Annotated in this window: 21 protein-coding genes; 4 read left to right on the plus strand and 17 right to left on the minus strand. The window is 69.5% G+C overall.

Annotated elements, in window-relative coordinates:
- Nucleotides 1–16 precede the first annotated feature (16 nt).
- From QC385_RS42405 to betA, 9 genes are all read right to left on the minus strand, one after another.
- Nucleotides 17–1,249: a sarcosine oxidase subunit beta family protein gene (locus QC385_RS42405; protein ID WP_279546750.1), complete on the minus strand. Its 1,233-nt coding sequence runs from the start codon at nucleotides 1,247–1,249 to the stop codon at nucleotides 17–19.
- Between the two features lie 34 nt (nucleotides 1,250–1,283).
- Nucleotides 1,284–2,144: a bifunctional methylenetetrahydrofolate dehydrogenase/methenyltetrahydrofolate cyclohydrolase gene (locus tag QC385_RS42410; protein WP_279546751.1), complete on the minus strand. Its 861-nt coding sequence runs from the start codon at nucleotides 2,142–2,144 to the stop codon at nucleotides 1,284–1,286.
- Between the two features lie 37 nt (nucleotides 2,145–2,181).
- On the minus strand, nucleotides 2,182–4,620 hold the full coding sequence (locus tag QC385_RS42415; protein WP_279546752.1) for a GcvT family protein: 2,439 nt from the start codon (nucleotides 4,618–4,620) through the stop codon (nucleotides 2,182–2,184).
- Between the two features lie 273 nt (nucleotides 4,621–4,893).
- Nucleotides 4,894–5,871, minus strand: coding sequence for an ABC transporter substrate-binding protein (locus tag QC385_RS42420; RefSeq protein WP_279546753.1), 978 nt, complete (start codon nucleotides 5,869–5,871; stop codon nucleotides 4,894–4,896).
- Nucleotides 5,872–5,885: 14 nt separating this feature from the next.
- Nucleotides 5,886–7,895, minus strand: coding sequence for an ABC transporter permease (locus QC385_RS42425; protein WP_279546754.1), 2,010 nt, complete (start codon nucleotides 7,893–7,895; stop codon nucleotides 5,886–5,888).
- Nucleotides 7,895–8,980, minus strand: coding sequence for a quaternary amine ABC transporter ATP-binding protein (locus QC385_RS42430; RefSeq protein WP_279546755.1), 1,086 nt, complete (start codon nucleotides 8,978–8,980; stop codon nucleotides 7,895–7,897). Before QC385_RS42430 ends, QC385_RS42425 begins: the two co-directional genes overlap by 1 nt.
- A 20-nt stretch (nucleotides 8,981–9,000) precedes the next feature.
- On the minus strand, nucleotides 9,001–10,470 hold the full coding sequence (locus QC385_RS42435; RefSeq protein WP_279546756.1) for an aldehyde dehydrogenase family protein: 1,470 nt from the start codon (nucleotides 10,468–10,470) through the stop codon (nucleotides 9,001–9,003).
- 345 nt (nucleotides 10,471–10,815) lie between these two features.
- A complete protein-coding gene (locus QC385_RS42440) occupies nucleotides 10,816–11,652 on the minus strand; it encodes a 5,10-methylenetetrahydrofolate reductase (protein WP_279546757.1) in 837 nt (278 codons plus the stop codon).
- A gap of 3 nt (nucleotides 11,653–11,655) precedes the next feature.
- A complete protein-coding gene (betA, locus tag QC385_RS42445; RefSeq protein WP_279546758.1) occupies nucleotides 11,656–13,326 on the minus strand; it encodes a choline dehydrogenase in 1,671 nt (556 codons plus the stop codon).
- Between the two features lie 152 nt (nucleotides 13,327–13,478).
- On the opposite strand from betA, the gene QC385_RS42450 reads away from it, so the two are divergent.
- The gene (locus QC385_RS42450) at nucleotides 13,479–14,276 is read left to right on the plus strand and encodes an IclR family transcriptional regulator (protein WP_279546759.1); all 798 of its coding nucleotides are present in this window, start codon (nucleotides 13,479–13,481) and stop codon (nucleotides 14,274–14,276) included.
- A 68-nt stretch (nucleotides 14,277–14,344) separates the two neighbouring features.
- Here the strand turns inward: QC385_RS42450 and QC385_RS42455 are convergent, their stop codons facing one another.
- The 6 genes from QC385_RS42455 to QC385_RS44425 all read right to left on the minus strand — a co-directional run bounded on the left by QC385_RS42455 (nucleotide 14,345) and on the right by QC385_RS44425 (nucleotide 19,671).
- Nucleotides 14,345–15,478 carry an aromatic ring-hydroxylating oxygenase subunit alpha gene (locus tag QC385_RS42455; protein ID WP_279546760.1) on the minus strand — a complete coding sequence of 378 codons (1,134 nt, stop codon included), beginning with the start codon at nucleotides 15,476–15,478 and terminating at the stop codon, nucleotides 14,345–14,347.
- A 131-nt stretch (nucleotides 15,479–15,609) separates the two neighbouring features.
- Complete coding sequence (locus QC385_RS42460; RefSeq protein ID WP_279546761.1) at nucleotides 15,610–16,773, minus strand: NAD(P)/FAD-dependent oxidoreductase; 1,164 nt, start codon at nucleotides 16,771–16,773, stop codon at nucleotides 15,610–15,612.
- Nucleotides 16,770–17,132, minus strand: a complete 363-nt coding sequence (locus QC385_RS42465) for a bifunctional 3-phenylpropionate/cinnamic acid dioxygenase ferredoxin subunit (protein WP_279546762.1) — start codon at nucleotides 17,130–17,132, stop codon at nucleotides 16,770–16,772. Before QC385_RS42465 ends, QC385_RS42460 begins: the two co-directional genes overlap by 4 nt.
- Nucleotides 17,133–17,437: 305 nt before the next feature.
- Nucleotides 17,438–18,070 carry an MBL fold metallo-hydrolase gene (locus QC385_RS42470; protein ID WP_279546763.1) on the minus strand — a complete coding sequence of 211 codons (633 nt, stop codon included), beginning with the start codon at nucleotides 18,068–18,070 and terminating at the stop codon, nucleotides 17,438–17,440.
- Entirely contained in the window at nucleotides 18,070–19,155 is a 1,086-nt protein-coding gene (locus QC385_RS42475) for an S-(hydroxymethyl)mycothiol dehydrogenase (protein WP_279546764.1), read from the minus strand. Before QC385_RS42475 ends, QC385_RS42470 begins: the two co-directional genes overlap by 1 nt.
- A 159-nt stretch (nucleotides 19,156–19,314) precedes the next feature.
- On the minus strand, nucleotides 19,315–19,671 hold the full coding sequence (locus QC385_RS44425; protein ID WP_443033118.1) for a LysR substrate-binding domain-containing protein: 357 nt from the start codon (nucleotides 19,669–19,671) through the stop codon (nucleotides 19,315–19,317).
- 214 nt (nucleotides 19,672–19,885) lie between these two features.
- Between QC385_RS44425 and QC385_RS42480 the strand changes: the two genes are divergently transcribed.
- Nucleotides 19,886–20,722 (plus strand): class II glutamine amidotransferase, encoded by an 837-nt coding sequence (locus tag QC385_RS42480; protein WP_279546765.1) that lies wholly within the window; start codon nucleotides 19,886–19,888, stop codon nucleotides 20,720–20,722.
- 25 nt (nucleotides 20,723–20,747) lie between these two features.
- On the opposite strand, the gene QC385_RS42485 is transcribed toward QC385_RS42480, so the two are convergent.
- Nucleotides 20,748–21,116 carry an amphi-Trp domain-containing protein gene (locus QC385_RS42485; protein ID WP_279546766.1) on the minus strand — a complete coding sequence of 123 codons (369 nt, stop codon included), beginning with the start codon at nucleotides 21,114–21,116 and terminating at the stop codon, nucleotides 20,748–20,750.
- Nucleotides 21,117–21,150: 34 nt separating this feature from the next.
- Nucleotides 21,151–21,429 (minus strand): hypothetical protein, encoded by a 279-nt coding sequence (locus QC385_RS42490; RefSeq protein WP_279546767.1) that lies wholly within the window; start codon nucleotides 21,427–21,429, stop codon nucleotides 21,151–21,153.
- Nucleotides 21,430–21,653: 224 nt separating this feature from the next.
- Between QC385_RS42490 and QC385_RS42495 the strand changes: the two genes are divergently transcribed.
- On the plus strand, nucleotides 21,654–22,175 hold the full coding sequence (locus tag QC385_RS42495) for a hypothetical protein (RefSeq protein WP_279546768.1): 522 nt from the start codon (nucleotides 21,654–21,656) through the stop codon (nucleotides 22,173–22,175).
- Entirely contained in the window at nucleotides 22,094–22,729 is a 636-nt protein-coding gene (locus tag QC385_RS42500) for a class I SAM-dependent methyltransferase (protein WP_279546769.1), read from the plus strand. The genes QC385_RS42495 and QC385_RS42500 overlap by 82 nt, the downstream gene beginning before the upstream one ends.
- Nucleotides 22,730–22,852: the final 123 nt, after the last annotated feature.

The following is a 22,852-nucleotide window of genomic DNA, read 5'->3' on the forward strand; positions in this document are numbered from 1 at the left end:
AAAGAGTCCGGTGATCCTAGTGGGCCACCGCGGCCGCGCCGTGCTCGTCGACGAGCGCGCCGGTGGTGAAACGGTCGAGCGAGAAGGGGGCGTTGAGCGGGTGCGGGGTGTCGTGGGCGATGGTGTGGGCGTAGACCCAGCCCACGCCCGGGGTGGCCTTGAAACCACCCGTGCCCCAGCCGCAGTTGAGGTAGAGGTTGTCCACCGGGGCGAGGCCGACGATCGGCGAGGCGTCGGGGCTGACGTCGACGATGCCGCCCCAGGTGCGCAGCACATGGGCGCGGGCGAAGACCGGGAACAGCTCCAGGGCCGCCGACATCTGCTCCTCGATGATATGGAAGGCGCCCCGCTGGGTGTACGAGTTGTAGGCGTCGATGCCCGCCCCCATCACCAGCTCGCCCTTGTGCGCCTGGCTGACGTACACGTGAACCGCGTTGGACATCACGACCGTCGGGTGCACCGGCTCCAGCAGCTCCGACACCAGCGCCTGCAACGGGTGGCTCTGGAGCGGCAGTTCGATGCCCGCCATCGCGGCGAGGACCGAGGTGTGGCCCGCCGAGCACAGCCCCACCTTGCCCGCCGCGATCGGGCCCCGGCTGGTCTGGACTCCGACCACCCGGTTGCCGACCACGTCCAGGCCGGTGACCTCGCAGTTCTGGATGATGTCGATGCCCGCGGCGTCCGCCGAGCGGGCCAGGCCCCAGGCGACGTGGTCGTGCTTGGCGATGCCGGCGCGCGGCTGGTAGGTGGCGCCCAGGACCGGGTAGCGCACGTCCGCGGAGGTGTTGACGATCGGGCAGACTTCCTTGACACCGTCCGCGTCGAGCCACTCGGCGTCCACGCCGTTGAGGCGGTTCGCCTCCACGCGGCGCACGCTGTCACGGACGTCCTGGAGGCTGTGCGCGAGGTTCAGCACACCACGCTGGGAGAAGAGGATCGGGTAGTCGAGCTCCTCCGCCAGCCCCTCCCACAGCTTGAGCGCGTGCTCGTAGATGCCGGCGCTCTCGTCCCACAGGTAGTTGGAGCGGATGATCGTGGTGTTGCGGGCCATGTTGCCGCCCGCGAGCCAGCCCTTCTCCAGGACCGCGACGTTCGTGATGCCGTGGTTCTTCGCCAGGTAGTGGGCGGTGGCCAGACCGTGGCCGCCGCCGCCCACTATGACGACGTCGTAGGACCGCTTCGGCTCCGGGTTGCGCCACAACCAGTCGGGGTGCTCCGGAAGTTCGGCGCCGGGGGTGCGGGGGCTCATCGAACGCCTCCGGCCAGGGGGATGCTCAGCATGTTCATGGAGTGTTCGCGTTCCTCTCGGCTGCCTCGACGACATTGGCCAGCAACATCGCCCGCGTCATGGGGCCCACTCCCCCGGGCATCGGCGCGAGCCATCCGGCGACCTGAGCGGCGTCCGGGTGGACATCGCCGACCAGCCCCTGATCGGTGCGGGTGATGCCGACGTCCAGGACCGCCGCGCCGGGGCGGAGCATGTCCGGGGTGACCAGCCCGGGCGAGCCGGCGGCCGCGACGACGATGTCCGCCTCGCGCACGTGCCAGGCCAGGCCCTTGGTGCCGGTGTGGCACAGGGTCACGGTGGCGTTGACGGACCTGCGGGTGAGCAGCAGGCCGATGGGACGTCCGACCGTGATGCCGCGGCCGATGACGCACACCCGTGCTCCCGCGAGCGGCACCTCGTACCGGCGCAGCAGTTCGACGATGCCGTGCGGAGTGCAGGGCAGCGGTGCTTCGACGCCCAGGACGAGGCGACCGAGGCTGACCGGGTGCAGGCCGTCGGCGTCCTTGGCCGGGTCCATACGCTCCAGCACGGCGTTCGCGTCCAGATGGCGCGGGAGCGGGAGCTGGACGATGTAGCCGGTGCAGGCCGGGTCGGCGTTGAGCTCGTCGATCGTCTCCTCGACCTGCTGCTGGGAGGCGTCGGCGGGCAGGTCCCGGCGGATGGAGGCGGTACCCACCTGGGCACAGTCGCGGTGCTTGCCGGCGACGTAGGCACGGCTGCCGGGGTCGGCACCGACCAGAACGGTACCTAGTCCCGGCGTGCGGCCGGCGGTGACGGCCAACTTGGCCACGCGCTCGGCCAGTTCGCGGCGGATCTCGGCGGCGGTCGCCTTGCCGTCGAGCAATCGTGCGTTCACCGACGGTGCTCCTTTCCCGTGGAGCCGGCGCTGGGTGTCAGCCACGGAGGCGGGACATGGCGGGGTCGAACAGGGGCTCCTCGGCGACGACCGCCTCGACGCGCCGGTCGAAGTAGCCGATGTGCACGGTCGTGCCGGGGGTGGCCAGCTCCGTGGGGAGCCAGGCGTAGGCGATGCCCTTGCCGATCGTGTATCCGTAGGCGGCGCTGGTGACGTAGCCGACCGCGCGGTCGGCGTCGTAGACCGGTTCCTTGCCCAGGACGGCCGACCGCGGGTCGTCGATCGTGAGGCAGGTCAGCTTCCGCCGTACGTCGGCCTTGCGGCGCTCCAGCGCGGCCTTGCCGATGAAGTCGTCCTTGTCGAGCTTGACGGCGAAGCCGACGCCGGCCTCGTAGGGGTCGTGCTCGTAGGTCATGTCGGTACCGAAGGAGCGGTAACCCTTCTCCAGACGAAGGCTGTTGAACGCACCCCGACCGGCCGCGACGCCGCCCAGCGGCTGCGCCGCCCGCCACAGCGTGTCCCACAGCTTCAAGCCGAGATCCGCGGTGGTGTACAGCTCCCAGCCGAGCTCGCCGACGTACGACAAACGCATCGCGGTGACGGGCACGGAGCCGATGTGGGCGCGCTTGGCGCGGAAGTACTTCAGGCCGGTCGCAGAGAAGTCGGCGTCGGTGAGCGGCTGGAGGACGTCGCGGGCGCGCGGCCCCCACAGGCCGATGCAGCAGGTGCCGGGAGTGATGTCGCGGACCTGGACCGTGCCGTCGGCCGGCAGGTGGCGGGTGAACCAGTCGAGATCCAGATTGCCGTTGGCGCCGACCTGGAACACGTCGCGTGCCAGGCGGGCGACGGTGACGTCGCTGCGGATGCCGCCGTCGTGGTCGAGGAGCAGGGTGTACGTCACCGAGCCGACGGACTTGGCGACCTTGCCGGTGCACAGCCGCTCCAGGAAGGCCCCGGCACCCGGACCGCTGACCTCGAGGCGCTTGAGGGCCGTCATGTCGTACATGGCGACGGTCTCGCGGGTCGTCTGCGCCTCGGCCCCGACGATGGGCGACCAGTACCGCGCGGCCCAGTCGTTGGGGGTCGGGACGGAGCGGCCCGCGACGAGTGGGGCGTTGGCCTCGTACCACTGCGGGCGCTCCCAGCCGTTCGCCTCCAGGAAGAAGGCGCCCAGCTCCTGCTGGCGGGCGTGGAAGGGGCTCGTGCGGATCGGGCGCGGGTCCCCGGACGGCTGGAGGGGGTGCAGGATGTCGTAGACCTCGACGAAGTTCTGGCAGTCACGGGCCAGGACGTACTCCGGGGAGAGCTGGTGCGGCTCGAAGCGGTTGACGTCGCACTCGTGCAGGTCGAAGGACGAGCAGTAGCCGTCGACCAGCCACTCGGCCATCGCACGGCCCACGCCGGCGGAGTGGGTGACCCACACGGCCTCGGCCACCCAGAAGCCCTTGACGTCCGGGGACTGGCCGAGCAGCGGGTTGCCGTCGGTGGTGAAGGAGAACAGGCCGTTGATGCCCTCCTCCACCTTGGCTTCCCTGGTCGCGGGGAGCAGGGACTGCGTCTCGGTCCAGGCGGGCTCGAAGTCGTCCTCGGTGAACTTCAGGACCGACGGCATCTCGTCGGCCTCGTCCACGGACAGGATGTCGTCGGCCGAGACCGGCATCGGGCGGTGGCCGTAGTAGCCGATGCCGATGCCGTCGAAGCGGTCGCGGTAGTAGAGGTCGGCGTCCTGGTGCCGCAGGATCGGGCGGACCGCCTCCTCGGTCTGGCCGGCGAGGGCGGGGACGGGGCCGGTCCAGGCGAGTTGGTGGGCGAGCGGGGTGAGCGGGAGGTTCATGCCGGCCATGCGGGCGATCCTCGGGCCCCAGATCCCGGCGCAGCACACCACGATGTCGGCCGGGATCTCGCCCTGGTCGGTCAGGACGCCGGTCACCTCGCCCTCGGCCTGCTGGACATCGAGGACTTCGTGACGGGCGAGGAAGCGCACGCCGCGCTCGGTGGCCCGGCGGATCTGCGCCTCGACGGCGAGGACCGCTTTCGCGAGGCCGTCGGTCGGGACGAGGAGGCCGCCGAGCACCCTGTCGCGGTCGACCAGCGGGTGCCGCTCGACGCACTCGTCGGGGGTCAGGATGCGGGACTCGATGCCCCAGGCGGTGATCCAGCCGTGGCGGCGGTGCAGTTCCGCCAGGCGCTCCGGGGTGGTCGCCACCTCCAGCCCGCCGACCTGAAGGAAGCAGGGCTCGCCGTCGACGTCGAGCGAACAGAACTTCTCGACGGTGTAGCGGGCCAGCTCGGTCATCGTCTTGGAGGCGTTCGTCTGGAAGACCAGGCCCGGGGCGTGGGACGACGAGCCTCCGGTGGCGGGGAGCGGGCCCTGGTCGACCACGGTCACGTCGGTCCAGCCGCGCGCGGAGATCTCGTCCGCGAGTGCCGCGCCGACGACCCCCGCTCCGATGATGACCACTCGGGGTCCCGCCATCGCCGCACCTCCGGTTTGATAACCAGTCGAGCCGTCCAGTTGCTGCCTACGCAACATGGTTCAGGTTGCGCAACTCAATGTGCCTGGCCGACAGGTGGGTGTCAAGAGGTCCGTGACGTCGGGGAACAGGCCGGAGCACGGGCGGAAACCAGGGCCTGAACACGGCAGTGCCCGGTGGGCGGAGCGCACCTGCGCACTCCGCCCACCGGGCACTGTCGACCAGCTTCCGGCTTCGGCTACCGGCTACCGGCTACCGGCTACCGGCTACGAGCACTACTTGATCCAGGCCTCCACCTTGTCGCGGTTGGCCTCGACCCACTTCTTCGCCGCCGCCTCGGGGGTCATCTTGTCCACCGCGATGTACTTGGCCACGGTGTTCTGGTCCTCGTTCGTCCAGGTGAAGTTCTTCACCAGGTCATAGGCCGGGCTCCCCGACTTGGCGAACTTCGCGCTGACGATCTTGTCCAGCTTGTAGACGGGGTAGTCGCAGGCGACCTTCTCGGTGTCGGCGTCACAACCGGTCTTGTACTCCGGCAGCTTGACCTTCTTCAGCGGGACCTCGGACATGAACCACTGCGGCTCGTAGAAGTAGCCGATCACCCATGACTTGTCCTTCTCCGCCTTGCGGAAGGCCTGGATGAGCGCGGTCTCGCTGCCCGCGTACACCACCTTGAAGTCCAGCTTCAGGTTCTTCACCAGCGCCGCGTCGTTGGTCACGAACGACGGGTCACCGTCGAGGAGCTGGCCCTTGCCGCCCGACTCGGACGTCCTGAACTTGTCGGCGTACTTGTTCAGGTTCTTCCAGTCGGTGATGTCCGGGTGTGCCTTGGCCAGCCACGGCGGCACGTACCAGCCGATGAGGCCTTCGTTGCCGGTCGGGCCCGCGTCGACGGCGGTCTTCTGGTCGGTGATGTACTTCTTCTTCAGGTCGTCGTGACCCCAGTTCTCGACGACGGCGTCGACCTCGCCGGTCCCGAACCCCTGCCAGGCGATCTCCTCCTTCAGATCCTTCTGGGTGACCTTGCAGCCGAGGTCCTGCTCCGCGACGTAGGCGAGGACCGCCGCGTTCGCCTCGTAGCCCACCCACGGGTTGACCGCGAGGTTGAAGGTGCCGCACTTCCCGGAGCTGCCCGAGCCACCGGCGTCCGAGGAGCTGTCACCGACCTTCGCACCGCCGCAGGCGGTGAGGGTGAGGCCGAGGACCGCTATGCCGGCCGCGCCCATTTTCCACTGTCTGACTTGCCCTGCCATCGTGAATTGCTCCTTTACGCGCTCACGCGCCGTGCCGCTGCCTGAGTGATCCGGTCGAACATGACTCCGAGAAGGACGATGGCCAGCCCCGCGGCGAGCCCCTTCCCGTACAACTGCCCCTGTGAGAATCCGGCCACGACGTCGTAGCCGAGGGCGCCCGCGCCCACCAGGCCGCCCACCACGACCATCGAGAGCACGTAGATCAGGCCCTGGTTGGTCGCGAGTGTCAGGGCTCCGCGTGCCATCGGCAGCTGGACCTTGGTGATGAGCTGCCAGGTGCTGCAACCGGCGGACGTGGCCGCCTCCACGGTGGTCGCCGGCACGGCCCGGACCCCGTCCGCGATGATCTTCGTGGCGACCGGCACCGCGTAGACGATCGCGGCGACGATGGCCGTGAAGCGGGTCGCGCCGAACAGCGCGAGGAACGGAACGAGATAGACGAACGGCGGCATGACCTGCGCCGCGTCCAGGGTGGGCCGCAGAATCCGGTCCACGAGCAGGCTGCGCCCCATCCATACCCCGAAGACGACGCCCAGCACCATCACCAGCACCGTGGCGACGACGGTCGACGCCAGCGTCGTCATGGCGTCCGACCACACGCCGGTACCGACCAGCAGTCCTACGCACACGGCCGTGGTGACCCCGGCGCGCCAGCCGCCGAGGACCGCGCCGAGGGCGATCAGCGCCGCGCCGACGAGCCACCACGGGGAGTCGGTGAGCAGCGTCTGGAACGGGTTGAGCAGGCCGTTGGTGAGGGCGTCGCGGAAGGCGTTGGTCAGGCCCGACAGGTTGTCCTGCGCCCAGGTCGTGGCGGTGTCGGCACCCCTCGCGATGGAGCTGCCCAGCCCGGCCTCGCCGGGAAACTCAGCGGCCCATACATAGGTGTGCGACATGTATACCAGCACTGCCGTGACCACCGCTCCCGCCCCCAGCAGCGGCCGCCGCCACTTGAGGAGGCGGCTGCCGGAGCGCCGGGCGGTCTCCTCGCGTGCGCTGGCCGCGGTGGTGACCCGGTCCAGCACGATGGCCATGACGACGATGGCCAGTCCCGCGTTGAAGGCCGTGCCGACGTCGAGGGACTGGAGGGCCTGGATGACCGTCTTGCCGAGTCCGGGCGCGTCGATCAGGGCGGCGATGGTCACCATGGCCAGGGCGGCCATGATGGTCTGGTTGACGCCCATCACCACGGTCCGCTTGGACATCGGCAGCAGAACCTTGACCAGGGACTGCCGCCGCGTGGCGCCCAGTGAGTCGGCCGCCTCGACCGTCGTCTCCGGTACGGAACGAATGGCGTGTGCGGTGATGCGGATCGCCGGCGGCGCCGCGTAGATCGTGGTCGCGATGGTGGCGGAGGCCGGGCCGATGAGGAGGAACAGGGTCAGTGGGGCCAGATAGACGAAGGTGGGCATCGTCTGCATGAAGTCCAGGAACGGCGTCACGATCCGGTTGAACCGGTCGGACAGCCCCGCCCACACGCCCAGCGGGATGGCGAACAGCAGCGCCACGAACACCGCGGAGAGCGTCAGCGCCAGGGTGTCCATGCTCTCCTGCCACAGCCCCTGGAGCCCCATGAAAGTGAAGCCCGCGACGGCCAGGAGGGCGACCCGCCAGTTGCCCACCGCCCAGGAGACGAAGCCCGCGATGCCGACGACACCGAGCCAGCCGATCTGCGGGAGGGGACGGCCCGCGGAGGGCTGCGAGATCAGTTCCTGGACGAAGGTCACCAGGGTGTCGATGACGAGGCGGATCTCGTTGAAGAAGTAGAGGAAGAGCGGGTTGGAGTTGCGGTTGGCGCCGATGGAGTCGTTGGCGTCGTTGAACCACCGGTGCAGATCCGTGAGGTCCGCCGCCGCCAGGTCGAGCGTCTGTCTGCCGCGCAGCACGGCGAAGAGCAGCAGCCAGACCACCAGGATCGCGGCGACGACCGCCCGCCGGCTGACCCTGCGTACGGCCGCGGCGGGTCTGTCGGAACCGGTGGGTTCAGGGTTCTCCGTCTTCTCGGGCTTCTCCATCGCGACGGTCATCACGCGTCGCCTTCCTGGCCGGCGACCACCGCGAGGATCTCGTCGTCGCCGACGATGCCGAGCAGCTTGCCGTTCTCGACGACCTTGACCGGCTTGTCGGCCGCCAGTACGGCCCGGGTGGCTTCCCGTACCACGACGTCGGGACCCATCTCAGGGCCGTCCAGGGCGTCACCGTCCTTGAGCGGTCGCATGATCCACCGCAGGGTGAGCACGTCGCCGCGCGGCACGTCCTTCACGAACTCGCGTACGTAGTCGTCGGCCGGGGCGCCGACGAGTTCGTCGCCGGTGCCGCACTGGACCATCTTGCCGTCGCGCATGATGAGGATGCGGTCGCCCAGTTTGAGGGCCTCGGAGAGGTCGTGGGTGATGAAGACCATGGTCTTGCCGACCTCGTGGTGCAGGCGGATGACCTCGTTCTGCATGTCACGGCGGATCAGCGGGTCGAGCGCGGAGAACGGCTCGTCGAAGAAGAGCACGTCGGGATTGCCGGCCAGCGCACGGGCGAGGCCGACGCGCTGCTGCATACCGCCGGACAACTGGTCGGGGAAGGAGTTCTCATAGCCCGAGAGGCCGACCAGTTCGACGACCTCCAGGGCTCGCTTGGTGCGTTCGGCGCGGCCCATGCCGCGGATCTCCAGACCGAACGACACGTTGTCGACGACGCGGCGGTGCGGCAGCAGCCCGAAGTGCTGGAAGACCATGGAGAACTTGCTGCGGCGCAGCTCGCGCAGCCGTTTGTCGTCCGCTTCACGAATGTTCTCGCCTTCGAAGACGATCTCACCCGCGGTGGGTTCGATGAGCCGGGTCAGACATCGCACCAGCGTGGACTTGCCGGATCCCGACAGGCCCATGACGACGAAGACCTCGCCGGGCGAGACGTCGAAATGGACGTCGCGTACGGCCGCGGTGCATCCTGTGCGGTCCATGAGCTCGCGGCGGGCCAGGCCGCGCAGCTCCTCGGAGTCCGGGACCTGGTCGGCTTTCGGTCCGAACACCTTCCACAGCCGGCGCACGGATATGACCGGGGTGGAGCCAGAGTCCTGGGGCGTGCCGCGCCGCTGCGACACCTCGGTCTGTGTGGTCACGTTCGGCCTTCTTTCGGCGTTCAGCCGCGGAACCAACGCTGCGGCCGGGGTTGAATGTTCTGCCAGATGTGCTTGGGCTCTCGGTATTCGTCCAGGCCGGCCCGCCCCAGCTCCCGGCCCACACCCGAATGGCCGAAGCCGCCCCATTCCGCCTGCGGCACATAGGGGTGGTAGTCGTTGATCCAGACCGTGCCGTGACGCAGTCGCCGGGCGACCCGCTGGGCCTTGCCGGCGTCCTGTGTCCAGACGGCTCCGGCGAGTCCGTACTCGGTGTCGTTGGCGATGCGTACGGCGTCGTCCTCGTCGGTGAAGCGCTCGACGGTGAGCACGGGGCCGAAGGACTCCTCGTGGACCACGCGCATGTCCTGCCGGCATTCGTCGAGCACGGTCGGCGGGTAGTAGTAGCCGTCCGCGAGGGCCGGGTCGCCGGGCCGTTCGCCGCCGCAGCGCAGCACGGCGCCCTCGGCGAGACCGGCGGCGACGTAGGCCTCGACCTTCGCCAGGTGCTGCGCGGAGATCAGCGCCCCGGTGTCGGCCTCGGGATCGAAGGGGCCGCCGAGCCGGATCCGCCGGGCGCGCCGGACGACCTCCTCGACGAAGCGGTCGTGCAGCGAATCCTCGACGATCAGCCGTGCGCCCGCCGAGCAGACCTGACCTGAATGCAGGAAGACGGCCGTGAGGGCGAAGTCCACGGCCGTCTCGAAGTCGGCGTCGGCGAAGACGACGTTGGGGTTCTTGCCGCCGAGCTCCAGCGCGACCTTCTTCACGGTCGCGGCGGCGGTGGCCATGATCCGTTTCCCGGTCTCCACACCGCCGGTGAAGGAGACCATGTCCACAGCCGGGTCCTCGGCCAGCGGTGCGCCCACCTCGGGTCCGCTCCCCAGGACGAGATTGGCGGCGCCTGCCGGGAGCCCCGCCTCCTGGAGCGCCCTCATCAGCAGGATCGACGTGGAGGGGGAGAGCTCACTGGGCTTGAGGACGAAGGTGTTCCCGGCGAGAAGGGCGGGGGCCACCTTCCAAGACGCCTGGAGCAACGGATAGTTCCAGGGAGTGATCAGCCCGCAGACGCCGACCGGCTCGTAGACGACGCGGCTGACGGCGTCGTCCCGGCCCGTGTCGATCACGTGCCCGGCGTCGGTGCCGCCGAGCCCGCCGTAGTACCGGAAGCAGGAGACGACATCGGCGATGTCGTACTCGCTCTCCACCAGCCGCTTGCCGGTGTCCAGCGACTCCGCGCGCGCGAACTCCTTGGCGTCGCGCTCGATGATGTCGGCCGTCCGCAGCAGCAGCGCCCCGCGCTCCCGCTCGGGAGTGCGCGGCCAGGGTCCCTCGTCGAAGGCGCGGCGGGCCGCGACGATCGCCGCCTCCGCGTCGGGGCGGGTCCCCTCGGACACGGTCGCGGTCAGCGCGCCGTCAGCCGGACAGCGGATCTCCCGGCCTCCACCGGCCACCGGGTCCCGCCATTCACCTGCCACGTACAGGTCTGCCACGGGCAAGCCCTTCAGCCGGAGCGCGTTGCGCATCGCGCATTCGATTGCTTGTGATGGAACACCCTGGCGAATGTCCAGACAGACGTCAAGAGGTTGACTCGTGACGATAGCGCACGGGCCACCAGCCACTTCTCCCTCAGCGCTGTCGCTGCTCAGGAACTCGGGCGGCTTGCCGGGAGCCGGCAGCCCGGTGATCGACTCCAGGGCGATCCCTCACGAGTGGGCCGCGACGTGTCCGGTCACGACACGGACGGGAAAATCCGTGTTACCTGTTCAGCCGCTCTTCCACCGGGCCGGGCCGGGCGGGACGCGAAGGCACGGATCCCGCCCGTCCGGCGGCCGGTCTCACGCCCCGAGACGGTCCAGCAGCGCGCGGCGCCACCGCTCCGTTTCGGCGATCTGGTTGAAGGTGAACAGGTGCAGGCCCGCCACCCTCGCCGCCGGCGAGGTGAGGTCCGCGACCGCGGACGTGAGCAGCCGCTCGGGCGCGTAGCCGCCGGGCGTCGCGAACCGCAGGAACCACGAGGGATGCCTGGCCAGGAAGCGCGTCGACTCCCCCACTCCGATCCTGGTCGCCATCGCGAGCAGCTTGGCCCGCTGCACGGGCCCCGCGACGCCGACATGCACCGGCAGGGACACATCCCGGTGTCGTATACGAACGACCCAGCGCCCCAGCACGCGCGGGTCGAAGCACAGGTTGCTCACGATGTACGTGGCGTGCTCGCGCTTGTCCCACATGGCCTGGACGGTGACGTCGTCGTGGATGAGCGGGTGGCTCTCGGGATAGCCGGTGACACCGACCCGGGTGAAGGGCCGGCCCAGCTCGGTCAGCCGGCGCAGCACCGGCAGCGCCCCGGCGTAGGTCCCGGCGGGCGGGTCGGCGTCGCCGGCCGGGACGAAGACGTCGTCCACACCGGCCCCGCGGAGCCGGTCGACGACCTCCTTCAGGTGGGCGTCGTCCCGCAGCAGCCGCGCCGGCACGTGCGGGACGACCCGGTAGCCGTGTCCCGCGAGCCGGCCGGTGAGATCGAGGGTCGGCTCCAGGCCCCTGACCGGCGACGCCGTCACGGTGACGACGACGTCGCGCGGGACATGCGCGAGGACCTTGTCCTCGGTCGGCTTCGCGGGCAGCACCTCGTAGCGGACGCTGTCCAGCAGCGCCCTCAGCCCTGCGGCGCCCAACGTCTACCCGTCCTGCTTCTGGGCGTCACGGTGGCGGTAGTACGCGGCCTTCGACGGCGCGAGCGGCTCCTTGCCGAGGATCAGGTCGGCGGCCTTCTCGGCGATCATCATCACCGGCGCGTAGATGTTGCCGTTGGTGACGTACGGCATCACCGACGCGTCCACCACTCGCAGGCCCTCCAGGCCGTGCACCCGCATGTCGGCCGGGTCGACGACCGCCATCTCGTCCGTGCCCATCTTGCAGGTGCACGAGGGGTGCAGAGCGGTCTCGCCCTCCTCGGCGACCCAGGCGAGGATCTCCTCGTCCGTCTCCACCTCGGGCCCGGGCGACACCTCTCCGCCGTTGTAGGGGGCGAGCGCCGGCTGACCGAGGATGGTGCGGGCCACGCGGACGGCCTCGACCCACTCGCGGCGGTCCTGCTCGGTGGACAGATAGTTGAAGCGCAGCGCCGGGTGCTCGCGCGGGTCTCTGCTCCGGATCTTGACCGAGCCGAGGGCGTCGGAGTACATGGGCCCGACGTGCACCTGGTAGCCGTGGCCACCGGCGGGCGAGGAGCCGTCGTAACGCACCGCGACCGGCAGGAAGTGGAACATGAGGTTGGGATACTCGACGTCCTCGTTGCTACGGGCGAAACCACCTGCCTCGAAGTGGTTGGTGGCGGCCGGGCCCTTGCGGAAGAGCCACTGCAACCCGATGAAGGGGGCGCGCCACTTCGCCATGTACGGCTGCATGGAGACCGGCTGCTTGCAGGCGTACTGGACGTAGACCTCCAGGTGGTCCTGCATGTTCTCGCCGACGCCCGGGAGGTCGTGGACGACGTCGATGCCGAGGGCGCTCAGTTCCCCGGCGTTGCCGACGCCGGAGAGCTGGAGCAGCTGCGGGGAGTTGATGGCGCCGCCGCACAGGATGACTTCCTTGGCACGGACCTGTTGGACCGCGCCGCGCCCGCGCCGGTACTCGACGCCGACGGCGCGCTTGCCCTCGAAGAGGACGCGCGTGACGAGGGCGCGGGTCGTGACGGTGAGGTTCGGCCGTTTCATCGCGGGCTTGAGGTACGCCTTCGAGGCCGACAGGCGACGCCCGCGGTGGACATTGCGGTCGAACTTGGCGAAGCCTTCCTGGCGGTAGCCGTTGACGTCGTCGGTGGGGGCGTAGCCCGCCTCCTCGGTGGCTTTGAGGAAGGCGCCGAAGAGCGGGTTGGTCGCCGGGCCGCGCTCCAGGACGAGAGGGCCGTCGTGGCCGCGGAACTCGTCGTCGGGGTCGGCCGCGAGGCAGTTCTCCATTCGCCGGAAGTACGGCAGACAGTGCGCGTAGTCCCAGGTCTCCATCCCCGGGTCGGCCGCCCAGCGCTCGTAGTCCATGGGGTTGCCGCGCTGGAAGATCATGCCGTTGATGCTGCTGGAACCGCCCAGCACCTTGCCGCGCGCGTGGTAGACGCGCCGGCCGCCCATGTGGGGTTCGGGCTCGGACTCGTACTTCCAGTCGTAGAAGCGGCTGCCGATCGGATAGGTCAGCGCCGCGGGCATGTGGATGAAGACATCCCACGGATAGTCCGACCGGCCTGCTTCCAGGACCAGCACCCGGTTCGCCGGGTCCGCGGAGAGTCTGTTCGCCAGTGCGCTGCCGGCCGAACCGCCGCCGACGATGACGAAGTCGTACTGGAAGGGAGCCATGCTGCCTCGTCTCGCTCGCGCCGTAGATACGCGAGGCATGCTAACGGCAGTATCGCTATACGCACTAGGTTGCGACTTGCGCAACTTGCGGCGAGCCTGTCGTGATCACGGTTACTTGGCGTGGCGTTGTTTACTGAGGGTATAGTTGCGTCATGAGCAACTACAGCCTAGAGGCCCAGAGCTCGAGTTCGGGCGCCGGCGGAGTGCAGTCGGTCGACCGCGCCATCAGCGTCCTCGAGATCCTCGCGCAGCGTGGCGAGGCGGGCGTCAGCGAGGTGGCCGCCGAGATCGACGTTCACAAGTCGACCGCGTTCCGTCTGCTCGGCGCCCTGGAGGCACGCGGCCTGGTGGAGCAGGCGGGCGAGCGCGGCAAGTACCGGCTCGGCTTCGGCATCGTGCGCCTCGCCGGAGCGGTCACCGGGCGCATCGACATCACCCAGCAGGGCCGGCCGGTCTGCGAGGACCTGGCCGAGGAGATCGGCGAGACGGTCAACATCGCCGTTCTTCAGGAGCACTACGCGGTCAACCTGTACCAGGTGCGCGGTCCGGGGGCCGTCACCGCGCAGAACTGGGTGGGCCAGCTGACCCCGCTGCACGCCACGTCGAGCGGCAAGATCCTGCTCGCCCACCTGCCCGCCAAGGACCGCTCCGCGCTGCTGGCCGAGGCCGGTCTGAAGAAGGTCACCCCGCACACCATCACCGCGAAGTCGAAGCTCGAGAAGAACCTCGCCGAGGCCCGTGAGCGCGGCTACGCCGTGGCTGTCGAGGAACTGGAGGTCGGCCTCCACGGCATGGCCGCTCCGATCCGCAATCGGGACGGCAAGATCGTCGCGGCACTGAGCGCCTCCGGACCTTCCTACCGGCTCACCGAGGAGCGCCTGCACGAGTTCGCGCCGAGGCTGATCAAGAGCGCCGACGAGATCAGCCACCGCATGGGCTACCTGGGCTGAGCGGCCCGCCCGCCGCCATACCGCCACCGCCGATCGCCGCCCGGTCGGGGCCGCGTACGCGGGAGCCGCTACTGCGGCTGGTGTGTGCCCAGGCGCTCGTGCACCCAGTCGTGGAAGGCACCGATGTGGTGCTCACTGGGCACGAGGACGCCTCCCTTGGCGTACATCCTCGAACTCATCCCCGGCTGCGTGCGCTCGCAGGCGTCGAAGTCCTGCCTGTTGACCCGGTCGAAGAGTTCCACGGACCGGCTGACGTCCCTGCCGCTGTCGACGACGTGCGGCATGTACAGCCAGTCGCACTCCACGATCGTGCGGTCGACGGCCACCGGGTACATGCGGTGGAAGATGACGTGGTCGGGGACGAGGTTGATGAAGACCTGCGGCTTGACGGTGATCGCGTAGTAGCGGCGGTCCTGGTCCTCGGCGACGCCCGGAATGCGGTCGAGGCCCGCGCTGCCGTCCACGGTGAAACCCTGGACCTCCTCGCCGAACTCGGCACCGTGGCCGACGTAGTACTGGGCGGCGAAGCCGTCCGCGAACTCGGGGAGCACCTCGGTGAGTTCGGGGTGGATCGTGGCGCAGTGGTAGCACTCCATGAAGTTCTCGATGATGAGCTTCCAGTTCGCCTTCACGTCGTAGGTGATCCGGTTGCCGACCGAGAGGTTCTCTATGCCGTAGCGCTCGATCGCCTCGGCGTCGCCGAGGCGGGTGACGACCTCCCCGATGACGTCGTCCTCGAAGGAGGGCGGGTTCTCGGCCAGGCAGATCCAGACGTAGCCGAGCCATTCACGGGTCGCCACCGGTGTCAGGCCGTACTCGGTGCGGCCCACGTCGGGCATCTTGGTGAGGTTGGGCGCGGCGACGAGCTTGCCGTCCAGGCCGTACGTCCAGGCGTGGTACGGGCACTGGAAGGCCCGCTTGACCTCGCCGGACTCCTCCGTGCAGAGCCGCGCTCCGCGGTGCCGGCACACGTTGAAGTAGGCACGGATGCTGTTGTCCCTCGCGCGGGTGACCAGGATGCTTTCGCGGCCCACGTCGACGGTCCGGAAGGCGCCGGGCTTCGCCAGCTCGGACGAGCGCACGGCGCAGAACCACATGGACTCGAAGATGAACTCCTGCTCCTGCGCGAAGATCGCGGGATCGGTGTACGAAGTGCCGGGGAGGGTGGCGATCAGGCTGTCCGGCAGGCTGGTCGAGGTCACGGTGCACTCCTCGGGAAACGTCGTGGATCGGTTCACTCACGCGCCGGGAAGAGCGACTCCGGACGGCGTTGTGTATGAAGCAACGCTGCGTGCCATGTGCAACCGCAGCATGAGATGCCCCAGCGGCGGTGTCAAGATGTCGTGCGGCCGAGCTGTTTGCGCCAGCGGGTGAACAGCCGCGGCTGGTTCATGCCGAGTACGGCGACCGGCTGACCTGCGCGCCGGTAGACGGCGAGGATGTCGCGGTCGTCCGGGGCGCCTTCCTCGACCGTCACGCTGTCGGCGCCCGCCGCGTGCCCCGCGAACTGGATCTTCACGCCGTACTGGTCGGACCAGAAGTACGGCGGCCGGGGCACCCCCGGCTCGGTCGCGCCGCCCGCCAGCAGCGTGGCGACCGCGGCGTCGGGGCGCTCCCGCGCGCCGGTCCAGTGCTCGACGCGCCGATGCGCCCCCGCGTGGGGGTCGTACCAGTTGGCGCAGTCGCCGACGGCGACGACGCCGGCCAGACTGGTACGGCCGTCCGCACCGCACTTCACCCCGTTGTCGAGTGCGATGCCGGATCCCGCCAGCCACTCGACGCACGGCCGTGCGCCCACACCGACCACGACGATGTCGGCCGGGATGCCGCGGCCGTCCTCCAGGAGGACGGCGTCCACCCGGCGTTCGCCGCTCAGCCCTTTCACGCCCACGCCGCACAACAGCCGTACCCCGTGATCCGCGTGGAGCGCGGAGACGATGGCACCCATGCTCTCGCCGAGTGGCCCGGCGAGCGCCGTCGGGGCCGCCTCGACCACCGTCACGTCGAGCCCGAGAGCACGCGCGGTGGAGGCCACCTCGGCCCCGATGAACCCACCGCCGATCACCACCAGCCGTCCGCCCTGGGCGAGTTCGGCCCGCAGGGCACGGGCGTCGTCCAGCGTGCGCACGACGTGCACCCCGGACAGTCCTTCGGAGCCGGGCAGAGTGCGCGCGGCGGCGCCGGTCGCGATGACGAGGCCGTCGACGCGGACCTCCCGGCCGTCGGCGAGCCGGACGGCACGGTCCGTACGGTCGAGTCCGGTGGCCCGGACGCCGAGCAGCCACTCCGCCCGCAGATCCTCGCCGTCCACCTCCAGCGCGAGCTCCGCCTCGTCGACGGTGCCGGCCAGGAACTCCTTGGACAGCGGCGGCCTGTCGTAGGGGCGGTGGAGTTCGTCTCCGATGACGACCAGCCGCCCGTCGTAGCCCTGCTTGCGCAGGGAGCGCGCCGCCGACAGACCGGCCAGCGACGCGCCCACCACAGCGACCGTCCTCACGCGGGAACCCCGGCGAGCCTGGCTGCGACGCAGCGCGGCAGGTTGGGAGCGGCCTCGGACAGCCGTACGTAGATCATGCCGTCCTCGACGACGACCTCGTGGGTCCGGACGGGGAGCTTGGCCGGCGGGGCGTCGACGGCACCGGTCTTCAGGTTGAACTTCGAGGCGTGCAGCGGGCATTCCACCCAGCAGTCCTCCACCCAGCCGTCGGCGAGCGAGGCGTCCTGGTGGGTGCACGTGTCGTCGATGGCGAAGAGCTCACCGTCTTCGGTGTGGAACACCGAGACCGGCGGGTCGATCTCGAGCCGGAAGGCCTCTCCTCGCGGGAGATCCGCCAGAGGGCACGCGGGAATCATCATGACCACCTCGGTGCGTATAGCGAAACGGATTGCGGTTAGCGCAACATCAGTCTGAGGTTGCCCCGAAACCCTTGTCAAGGAGTTCAGACGGCCGATTGAGCCGCCTCGTTGGGTTGCACATCACACAACTAGAAGCGCAGCAGGGAACTCGGCCGGAGAGGATGCGACGCCCGAATCGGCCTCTCTGCCTGGTCGAAGGGGCGCCCCAGCCGCCCGTTTCCCCTTCCGGGTGCCCACGCGCACGCACGCCCGCCTCATCGGCCGGTGTGGCCGAGAGCGGGCGTGCGTTGTCCGGCGGACGGCGGTCAGAAGCCGCGGTCGAGCCACTCCTGGAGGTGCGGCGCCTCGGCCGCGATCGTGGTCGTCTCCCCGTGTCCGGTATGCACGACGGTGTCGCCGGGGAGGGTAAGCAGCCGGTCCCGGATCGAGTCGACGATCGTCGGGAAGTGGCTGTACGACCGTCCCGTCGCCCCCGGCCCGCCCGCGAAGAGCGTGTCGCCGCTGAAGAGGGCGGTGAGGGCCGGCGCGTACAGACAGACGGCACCTGGGGCGTGCCCCGGGGTGTGGAGCACGGTCAGCTCGATGCCCGCCACAGCGAGCACCCGGCCGTCGGCCAGCTCCCCGTCCGGCAGCCGGTCCTGGTGGGTCCGCTTCCACAGCGGGAGGTCATCGGGGTGCAACAGGATCGGGGCACCCGTGCGCGCCGCCAGTTCGGGCGCGGCGTCGATGTGGTCGTTGTGGGCGTGTGTGCACACGATGGCCCGCAGGGTGCGCCCGCCGACCGCTCGGGCGATGGCCTCGGCGTCGTGTGCGGCGTCGACGACCAGAGCCTCACTGTCGTCGCCGACGATCCAGACGTTGTTGTCGACGTCCCAGGTGCCGCCGTCCAGGGAGAACGTCCCCGAGGTGACCAGGTGGTCGATGCGGGCGCCGGCCATCAGAAGACCACCACCGAGCGCAGGACATCCCCGCCGTGCATCCGCTCGAAGGCCTTCTCGACCTCGTCCAGCGCGATGGTCTCCGTGACGAACGTGTCCAGATCCAGCCGGCCCTGGAGGTAGAGGTCGATGAGCATCGGGAAGTCACGGGAGGGCAGGCAGTCGCCGTACCAGGAGGACTTCAGCGCCCCGCCGCGCCCGAACACGTCCAGCAGCGGCAGTTCGAGCTTCATCTCGGGCGTGGGCACGCCGACCAGCACGACCGTGCCGGCCAGGTCGCGGGCGTAGAAGGCCTGCTTGTACGTCTCCGGGCGCCCTACGGCCTCGATGACGACGTCGGCGCCGAAGCCGCCGGTCAGCTCGCGGATCGCCTCCACCGCGTCCGTCTCCTTGGAGTTGACGGTGTGGGTGGCCCCCAGCTTCCTGGCGGTGGCCAGCTTGGCGTCGTCGATGTCCACCGCGATGACCTTCGCCGCGCCCGCCAGCTCGGCCCCGGCGACCGCCGCGGCACCGACGCCGCCGCAGCCGATGACGGCCACACTGTCGCCGCGTCCGACGTTGCCCGTGTTGATGGCGGCGCCGATGCCCGCCATCACCCCGCAGCCGAGCAGTCCGGCGGCGGCCGCCGACGCGGCCCGGTCCACCTTGGTGCACTGGCCTGCCGCCACCAGCGTCTTCTCCGCGAACGCGCCGATACCCAGGGCCGGCGACAGCTCGGTGCCGTCGGTCAGGGTCATCTTCTGCTTGGCGTTGTGGGTGCTGAAGCAGTACCAGGGCCGTCCGCGCAGGCAGGCCCGGCACTGGCCGCACACCGCCCGCCAGTTGAGGATGACGAAGTCACCGGGGGCGACGTCGGTGACACCCTCCCCCACCGCCTCCACGACGCCCGCGGCCTCGTGCCCAAGGAGGAAGGGGAAGTCGTCGTTGATGCCGCCCTCGCGATAGTGCAGATCGGTGTGGCAGACCCCGCAGGCCTCGACCTTCACCAGCGCCTCGCCCGGCCCCGGGTCGGGAACGACGATTGTCTCCAGATTCACGGGGGCGCCCTTGCCCCGGGCGACGACAGCACGGACCTGGTGAGCCATGGCCACTCCTCGACTGGTACGAGATCTGATTCAGACGTTGCTCATTACGGCACACATCTCATGTTCCGCAACACAGCATCCTGGAGTGCGGACCACGGGTCAAGGCTCGTCGACTGCGCGGTCGGCGCGAGTGCTCATGTCTGACCGAGTCAGTGCTCGTCATCCTCGGGTGACACTGCCGCCGGGCGCGCGAAGACCTCGCGGGCCACCTCGATGAACGCCTGTGCGGCAGGCGAGAGCGGCCCACGCCGGCACATCAGCCAGACCGGCCGCGCCAGGCTCGGACGGGTCACCAGCACGACCGCGCCGCGCCGCCTCCTCGGCGAGAGAGCGCGGGAGCAGGGTCGCCCCCGCTCCCGCCAGCACCAAGGGGACGACCGCCGCCTGGTGAACCGTCTCCACCGCGATGCGTGGACTCCATCCCTCCCCGCCCAGCGCCTGATCCATCAGAGCGCGGGTGGCGGCACCGCGGTCGCCACCGACCAACGACGACCAGAACACCGTCGCCAGGTACATCGCGCTCGACAAGATGACACCGGAGGCGGCGGCGAAGAAGTGGATCGAGGCGAAACCCCGCCAGGCCAAGGCCTGGCTCGGCTGGAGGGTGTCCGCAGTGTGGCCACGCGGTAGAGCGCCCCGCGGTACTCCGTGACGCCCACGTGGCGACACTGAGCGAGGGAGACGAAAATGGGATCGGCCGTACACAAGGAGCCAGGACGGGTGATCGATCATGTGCCGATGGCTCGCTTACTCGGGAACACCCCTGCTCCTCGACACCATCCTCTACAAACCGGCTCACTCGCTGATCGATCAGAGCCTCCACTCCAGACTGGGTGTCGAGACGACGAACGGCGACGGTTTCGGCGTCGGATGGTATGCGCAGGAAAGCATCGGCACCCCGGCCTTGCTCAGGGACGTCGGCCCTGCCTGGAACAATCAGAACCTGAGGGAGATCGCGGATCATGTCCGCTCCCCGTTGTTCTTCGCCCACATACGGGCGTCGACCGGCACAGCGGTGCAGCAGACGAATTGCCACCCCTTCCGGCATGGCCGCTGGATGTGGATGCACAACGGTGCCATCACGGATTTCCACCTCATACGCCGCGAGCTGTCCCTGCTCGTTGAGCCCGGGCTGTACTCCGACATCGAAGGAACGACGGATTCGGAGATGATGTTCTACCTGGCGATCACCTTCGGCCTGGATCAGGATCCGCCGGGCGCTGTGGCCCGGATGGTGGGAGTCGTGGAGCGCAGCGGCCACGACCACGGGATCGAGTTTCCGCTCCAGATGACCATCGCCGTGACCGACGGCGAGCGCGTATGGGCCTTCCGCTACTCGAGCCAGGGCGCTTCCCGGTCGTTGTTCTACAGCACCCGGGTGGACACACTGCGCAGGCTGCACCCCGAAGCGACGTTCTTGCAGGATGTGTCCGACGAGACCCGTCTCATCGTGTCCGAACCACTCGGCGACCTGCCTGGTGCCTGGAACGAGGTACCCGAGAGCACCTACGGCGTCGTACACGCCGGAGCCGACGAGTTGCACCCGTTCGCCCCAGTGCCGGCATGACGCGTGGACTGTTCCGGCAGGTGGCTCAGGGCGTTTTCGTAGCTTGGCGTTTCGCGCTTCTGCCCTTGCCGGTGCCCGTCCGGCTACGTCCTGGCTTGGCGGGCACGCTCTTCCGCGTCGTGGTCTCCTTCGGGCCCGGGGCCGTCCGCGAGGGCGCTGACCGGGTCGGTGCGGTCGGCCACTTGAACTCGATCTCCAGCTCGATCTCCCCCTCACCGATCTCGACCTCTATTTCGCTGCCGAGGTCGTCGGGGATCCGCAGGCTCAGCGTTCCGGGGCTGAGTTCCAGTTCGGCCTCCCCGCCTTCCCTGAGCGCGGCTGCGATTGCCGTGAGCTGGTCAGCCGCCTCGAGACGTGACAGGGAGCGCTTCTGCTCAAACTTGAGGTCCTTCATGAGTGCCTCCGGTCTTCATCGCTCCGACGGGACATCACACACCCGGTCGTCGTGTATGGCGGCTCCGGCGCCGGCGCACAGTCAAGGCACAAGCGAGGATGCCGAGGCTCCAGGCGATCAGAAGGGCACCCCACAGCGGCATGGTCACCTCGGGGATGAGCAGGCGGATCTCGGTACTCGCGCGGTTTTGGAAAATGAAGACCAGAGCGATTGCAGTGATCAGCACGAACGGCATGAGGCGGCGGACACCGGGGCGGGAAAGGAACGGTGTGTGCGGCTGGTGGTCTGTTCTGTCTGCACTTGTTCGAGCCATGAGACGTCTCTCCATCGCGTTGCCCCCTTCCTCCAGCCTCCTCTTCCGGCCCACGGCTCGCTACCGAGAGCCACAGCCCCGACGCGGGGCCGGGCAGCTCGCGCGGAGGTGCAGGCTCCGCTCACGCGGAGTACCGGCCCTCGGCGATCCTGTTCCGCGATGACCGAGCCGGCGCCGGGCGCGGGATCCGACCCTCGTGCGCCAAGGGCAATCCGATCCAGGCGATGGACCTCGGACTCACCCTCCAGGCCCGCAGCCTCGCCGCGCTTGCCACGAAGACGGACCAGCCCCTCAGGCCGGGCGTACAGGCCGTCCCCGAGCCCATCGACCGCAGGAAAACCGGTGGAGCGGTCGGAGTAGGTGTCCGTACCGTCCGTGGGATGACCTATCTGAGTCCCCTGGGATATCTGCTGGGCATCGAGGGCGCCGCCTTGCTGCGCGGCTTCAGGGAAGGAAGCGCCGACCGGGCGTTCGTCGAAACCCGGATCGCCGAGATCCGCGCCCTGCTGGACACGCCCGCCCTCACGCAGGCCGAGGGGGTCACGGCGACTCCGGGCACGATCAGCGCGACCGAAGTCTACCGATCCTGGGCACCGCACTATGACGCCCCCGGCAACCAGATGATCGACATTGAGCAGCCCCCGTCCGGCGCATCCTGGACGGCATGCCCGTCGGCACGGCGCTGGACGCGGCCTGCGGCACCGGCCGTCATACCACCTACCTACGGGAACTCGGACACGACGTGATCGGCGTCGACGCCTCACCGGACATGCTCGCCCAGGCCCGCAAGCGGCTGCCAGATGTTGCCTTCCACGAGGCCGACCTGCACCGGCTGCCGCTTCCCGACAACGCGGTCGACACCGTCGTCTGCGCGCTCGCCCTGACACACGTCCCCGATCTGGCCTCCGTAATGGCGGAGTTCGCGCGTGTCCTGCGCCCCGGCGGAAGCCTCGTGATCTCGGACGCACACCTGCTGGTGTCCTACCTCCGGCCGACCCTGGCCCGCCGCCGGGGCCCGGACGGCCGCCCGTCCCTCCTCGCCGAGCACCACCGCCCGCTCAGCGCCTACCTCGCCGCAGCCCTTCCACTGGGCTTCCAAGTCCGGCAATGCGAGGAACCCCGCCGCTCCCGCCACTTCTTTGATCCCGACACCGCCCCGGACCCACTTCCGGCCCATGTGTCCTGGGACTTGTTGCACTGGTGCCCGGAAGCGTCGGCCGCGGCCTTGGACGATTCCCCGATCGCGGTCGTCTGGCACTTCCAACTCGACGGCATCGGGAAGGCTGAGCAACCGGACTAGGGCGTGTCCGCAAAGTCCCGTCGTCCGCCCGGAGGGCGGGCCTCGCGGCGTCCGGTGCGTGCTCTGGGGGTCCCCCCGGCCGAAGGCTGGGGGAGTGCCGGGCGGACGCCCGCGTACTGGTTG

The sequence above is a fragment of the Streptomyces sp. DH10 genome (assembly GCF_029813805.1).
Taxonomy (GTDB): Bacteria; Actinomycetota; Actinomycetes; order Streptomycetales; family Streptomycetaceae; genus Streptomyces; species Streptomyces coeruleofuscus.

Bases quoted from the DNA above. Each gene is read 5' to 3' on its own strand.
- betA (WP_279546758.1), bottom strand. From the start codon at position 13,326: ATGGCTCCCTTCCAGTACGACTTCGTCATCGTCGGCGGCGGTTCGGCC.
- QC385_RS42465 (WP_279546762.1), bottom strand. From the start codon at position 17,132: ATGATGATTCCCGCGTGCCCTCTGGCGGATCTCCCGCGAGGAGAGGCC.
- QC385_RS42485 (WP_279546766.1), bottom strand. From the start codon at position 21,116: ATGAAGGACCTCAAGTTTGAGCAGAAGCGCTCCCTGTCACGTCTCGAG.
- QC385_RS42480 (WP_279546765.1), top strand. From the start codon at position 19,886: ATGTGCCGATGGCTCGCTTACTCGGGAACACCCCTGCTCCTCGACACC.
- QC385_RS42420 (WP_279546753.1), bottom strand. From the start codon at position 5,871: ATGGCAGGGCAAGTCAGACAGTGGAAAATGGGCGCGGCCGGCATAGCG.
- QC385_RS42470 (WP_279546763.1), bottom strand. From the start codon at position 18,070: ATGGCCGGCGCCCGCATCGACCACCTGGTCACCTCGGGGACGTTCTCC.
- QC385_RS42415 (WP_279546752.1), bottom strand. From the start codon at position 4,620: ATGGCGGGACCCCGAGTGGTCATCATCGGAGCGGGGGTCGTCGGCGCG.
- QC385_RS42405 (WP_279546750.1), bottom strand. From the start codon at position 1,249: ATGAGCCCCCGCACCCCCGGCGCCGAACTTCCGGAGCACCCCGACTGG.
- QC385_RS42500 (WP_279546769.1), top strand. From the start codon at position 22,094: ATGCCCGTCGGCACGGCGCTGGACGCGGCCTGCGGCACCGGCCGTCAT.
- QC385_RS42425 (WP_279546754.1), bottom strand. From the start codon at position 7,895: ATGACCGTCGCGATGGAGAAGCCCGAGAAGACGGAGAACCCTGAACCC.
- QC385_RS42475 (WP_279546764.1), bottom strand. From the start codon at position 19,155: ATGGCTCACCAGGTCCGTGCTGTCGTCGCCCGGGGCAAGGGCGCCCCC.
- QC385_RS42495 (WP_279546768.1), top strand. From the start codon at position 21,654: ATGGACCTCGGACTCACCCTCCAGGCCCGCAGCCTCGCCGCGCTTGCC.
- QC385_RS42450 (WP_279546759.1), top strand. From the start codon at position 13,479: ATGAGCAACTACAGCCTAGAGGCCCAGAGCTCGAGTTCGGGCGCCGGC.
- QC385_RS42490 (WP_279546767.1), bottom strand. From the start codon at position 21,429: ATGGCTCGAACAAGTGCAGACAGAACAGACCACCAGCCGCACACACCG.
- QC385_RS44425 (WP_443033118.1), bottom strand. From the start codon at position 19,671: ATGTACCTGGCGACGGTGTTCTGGTCGTCGTTGGTCGGTGGCGACCGC.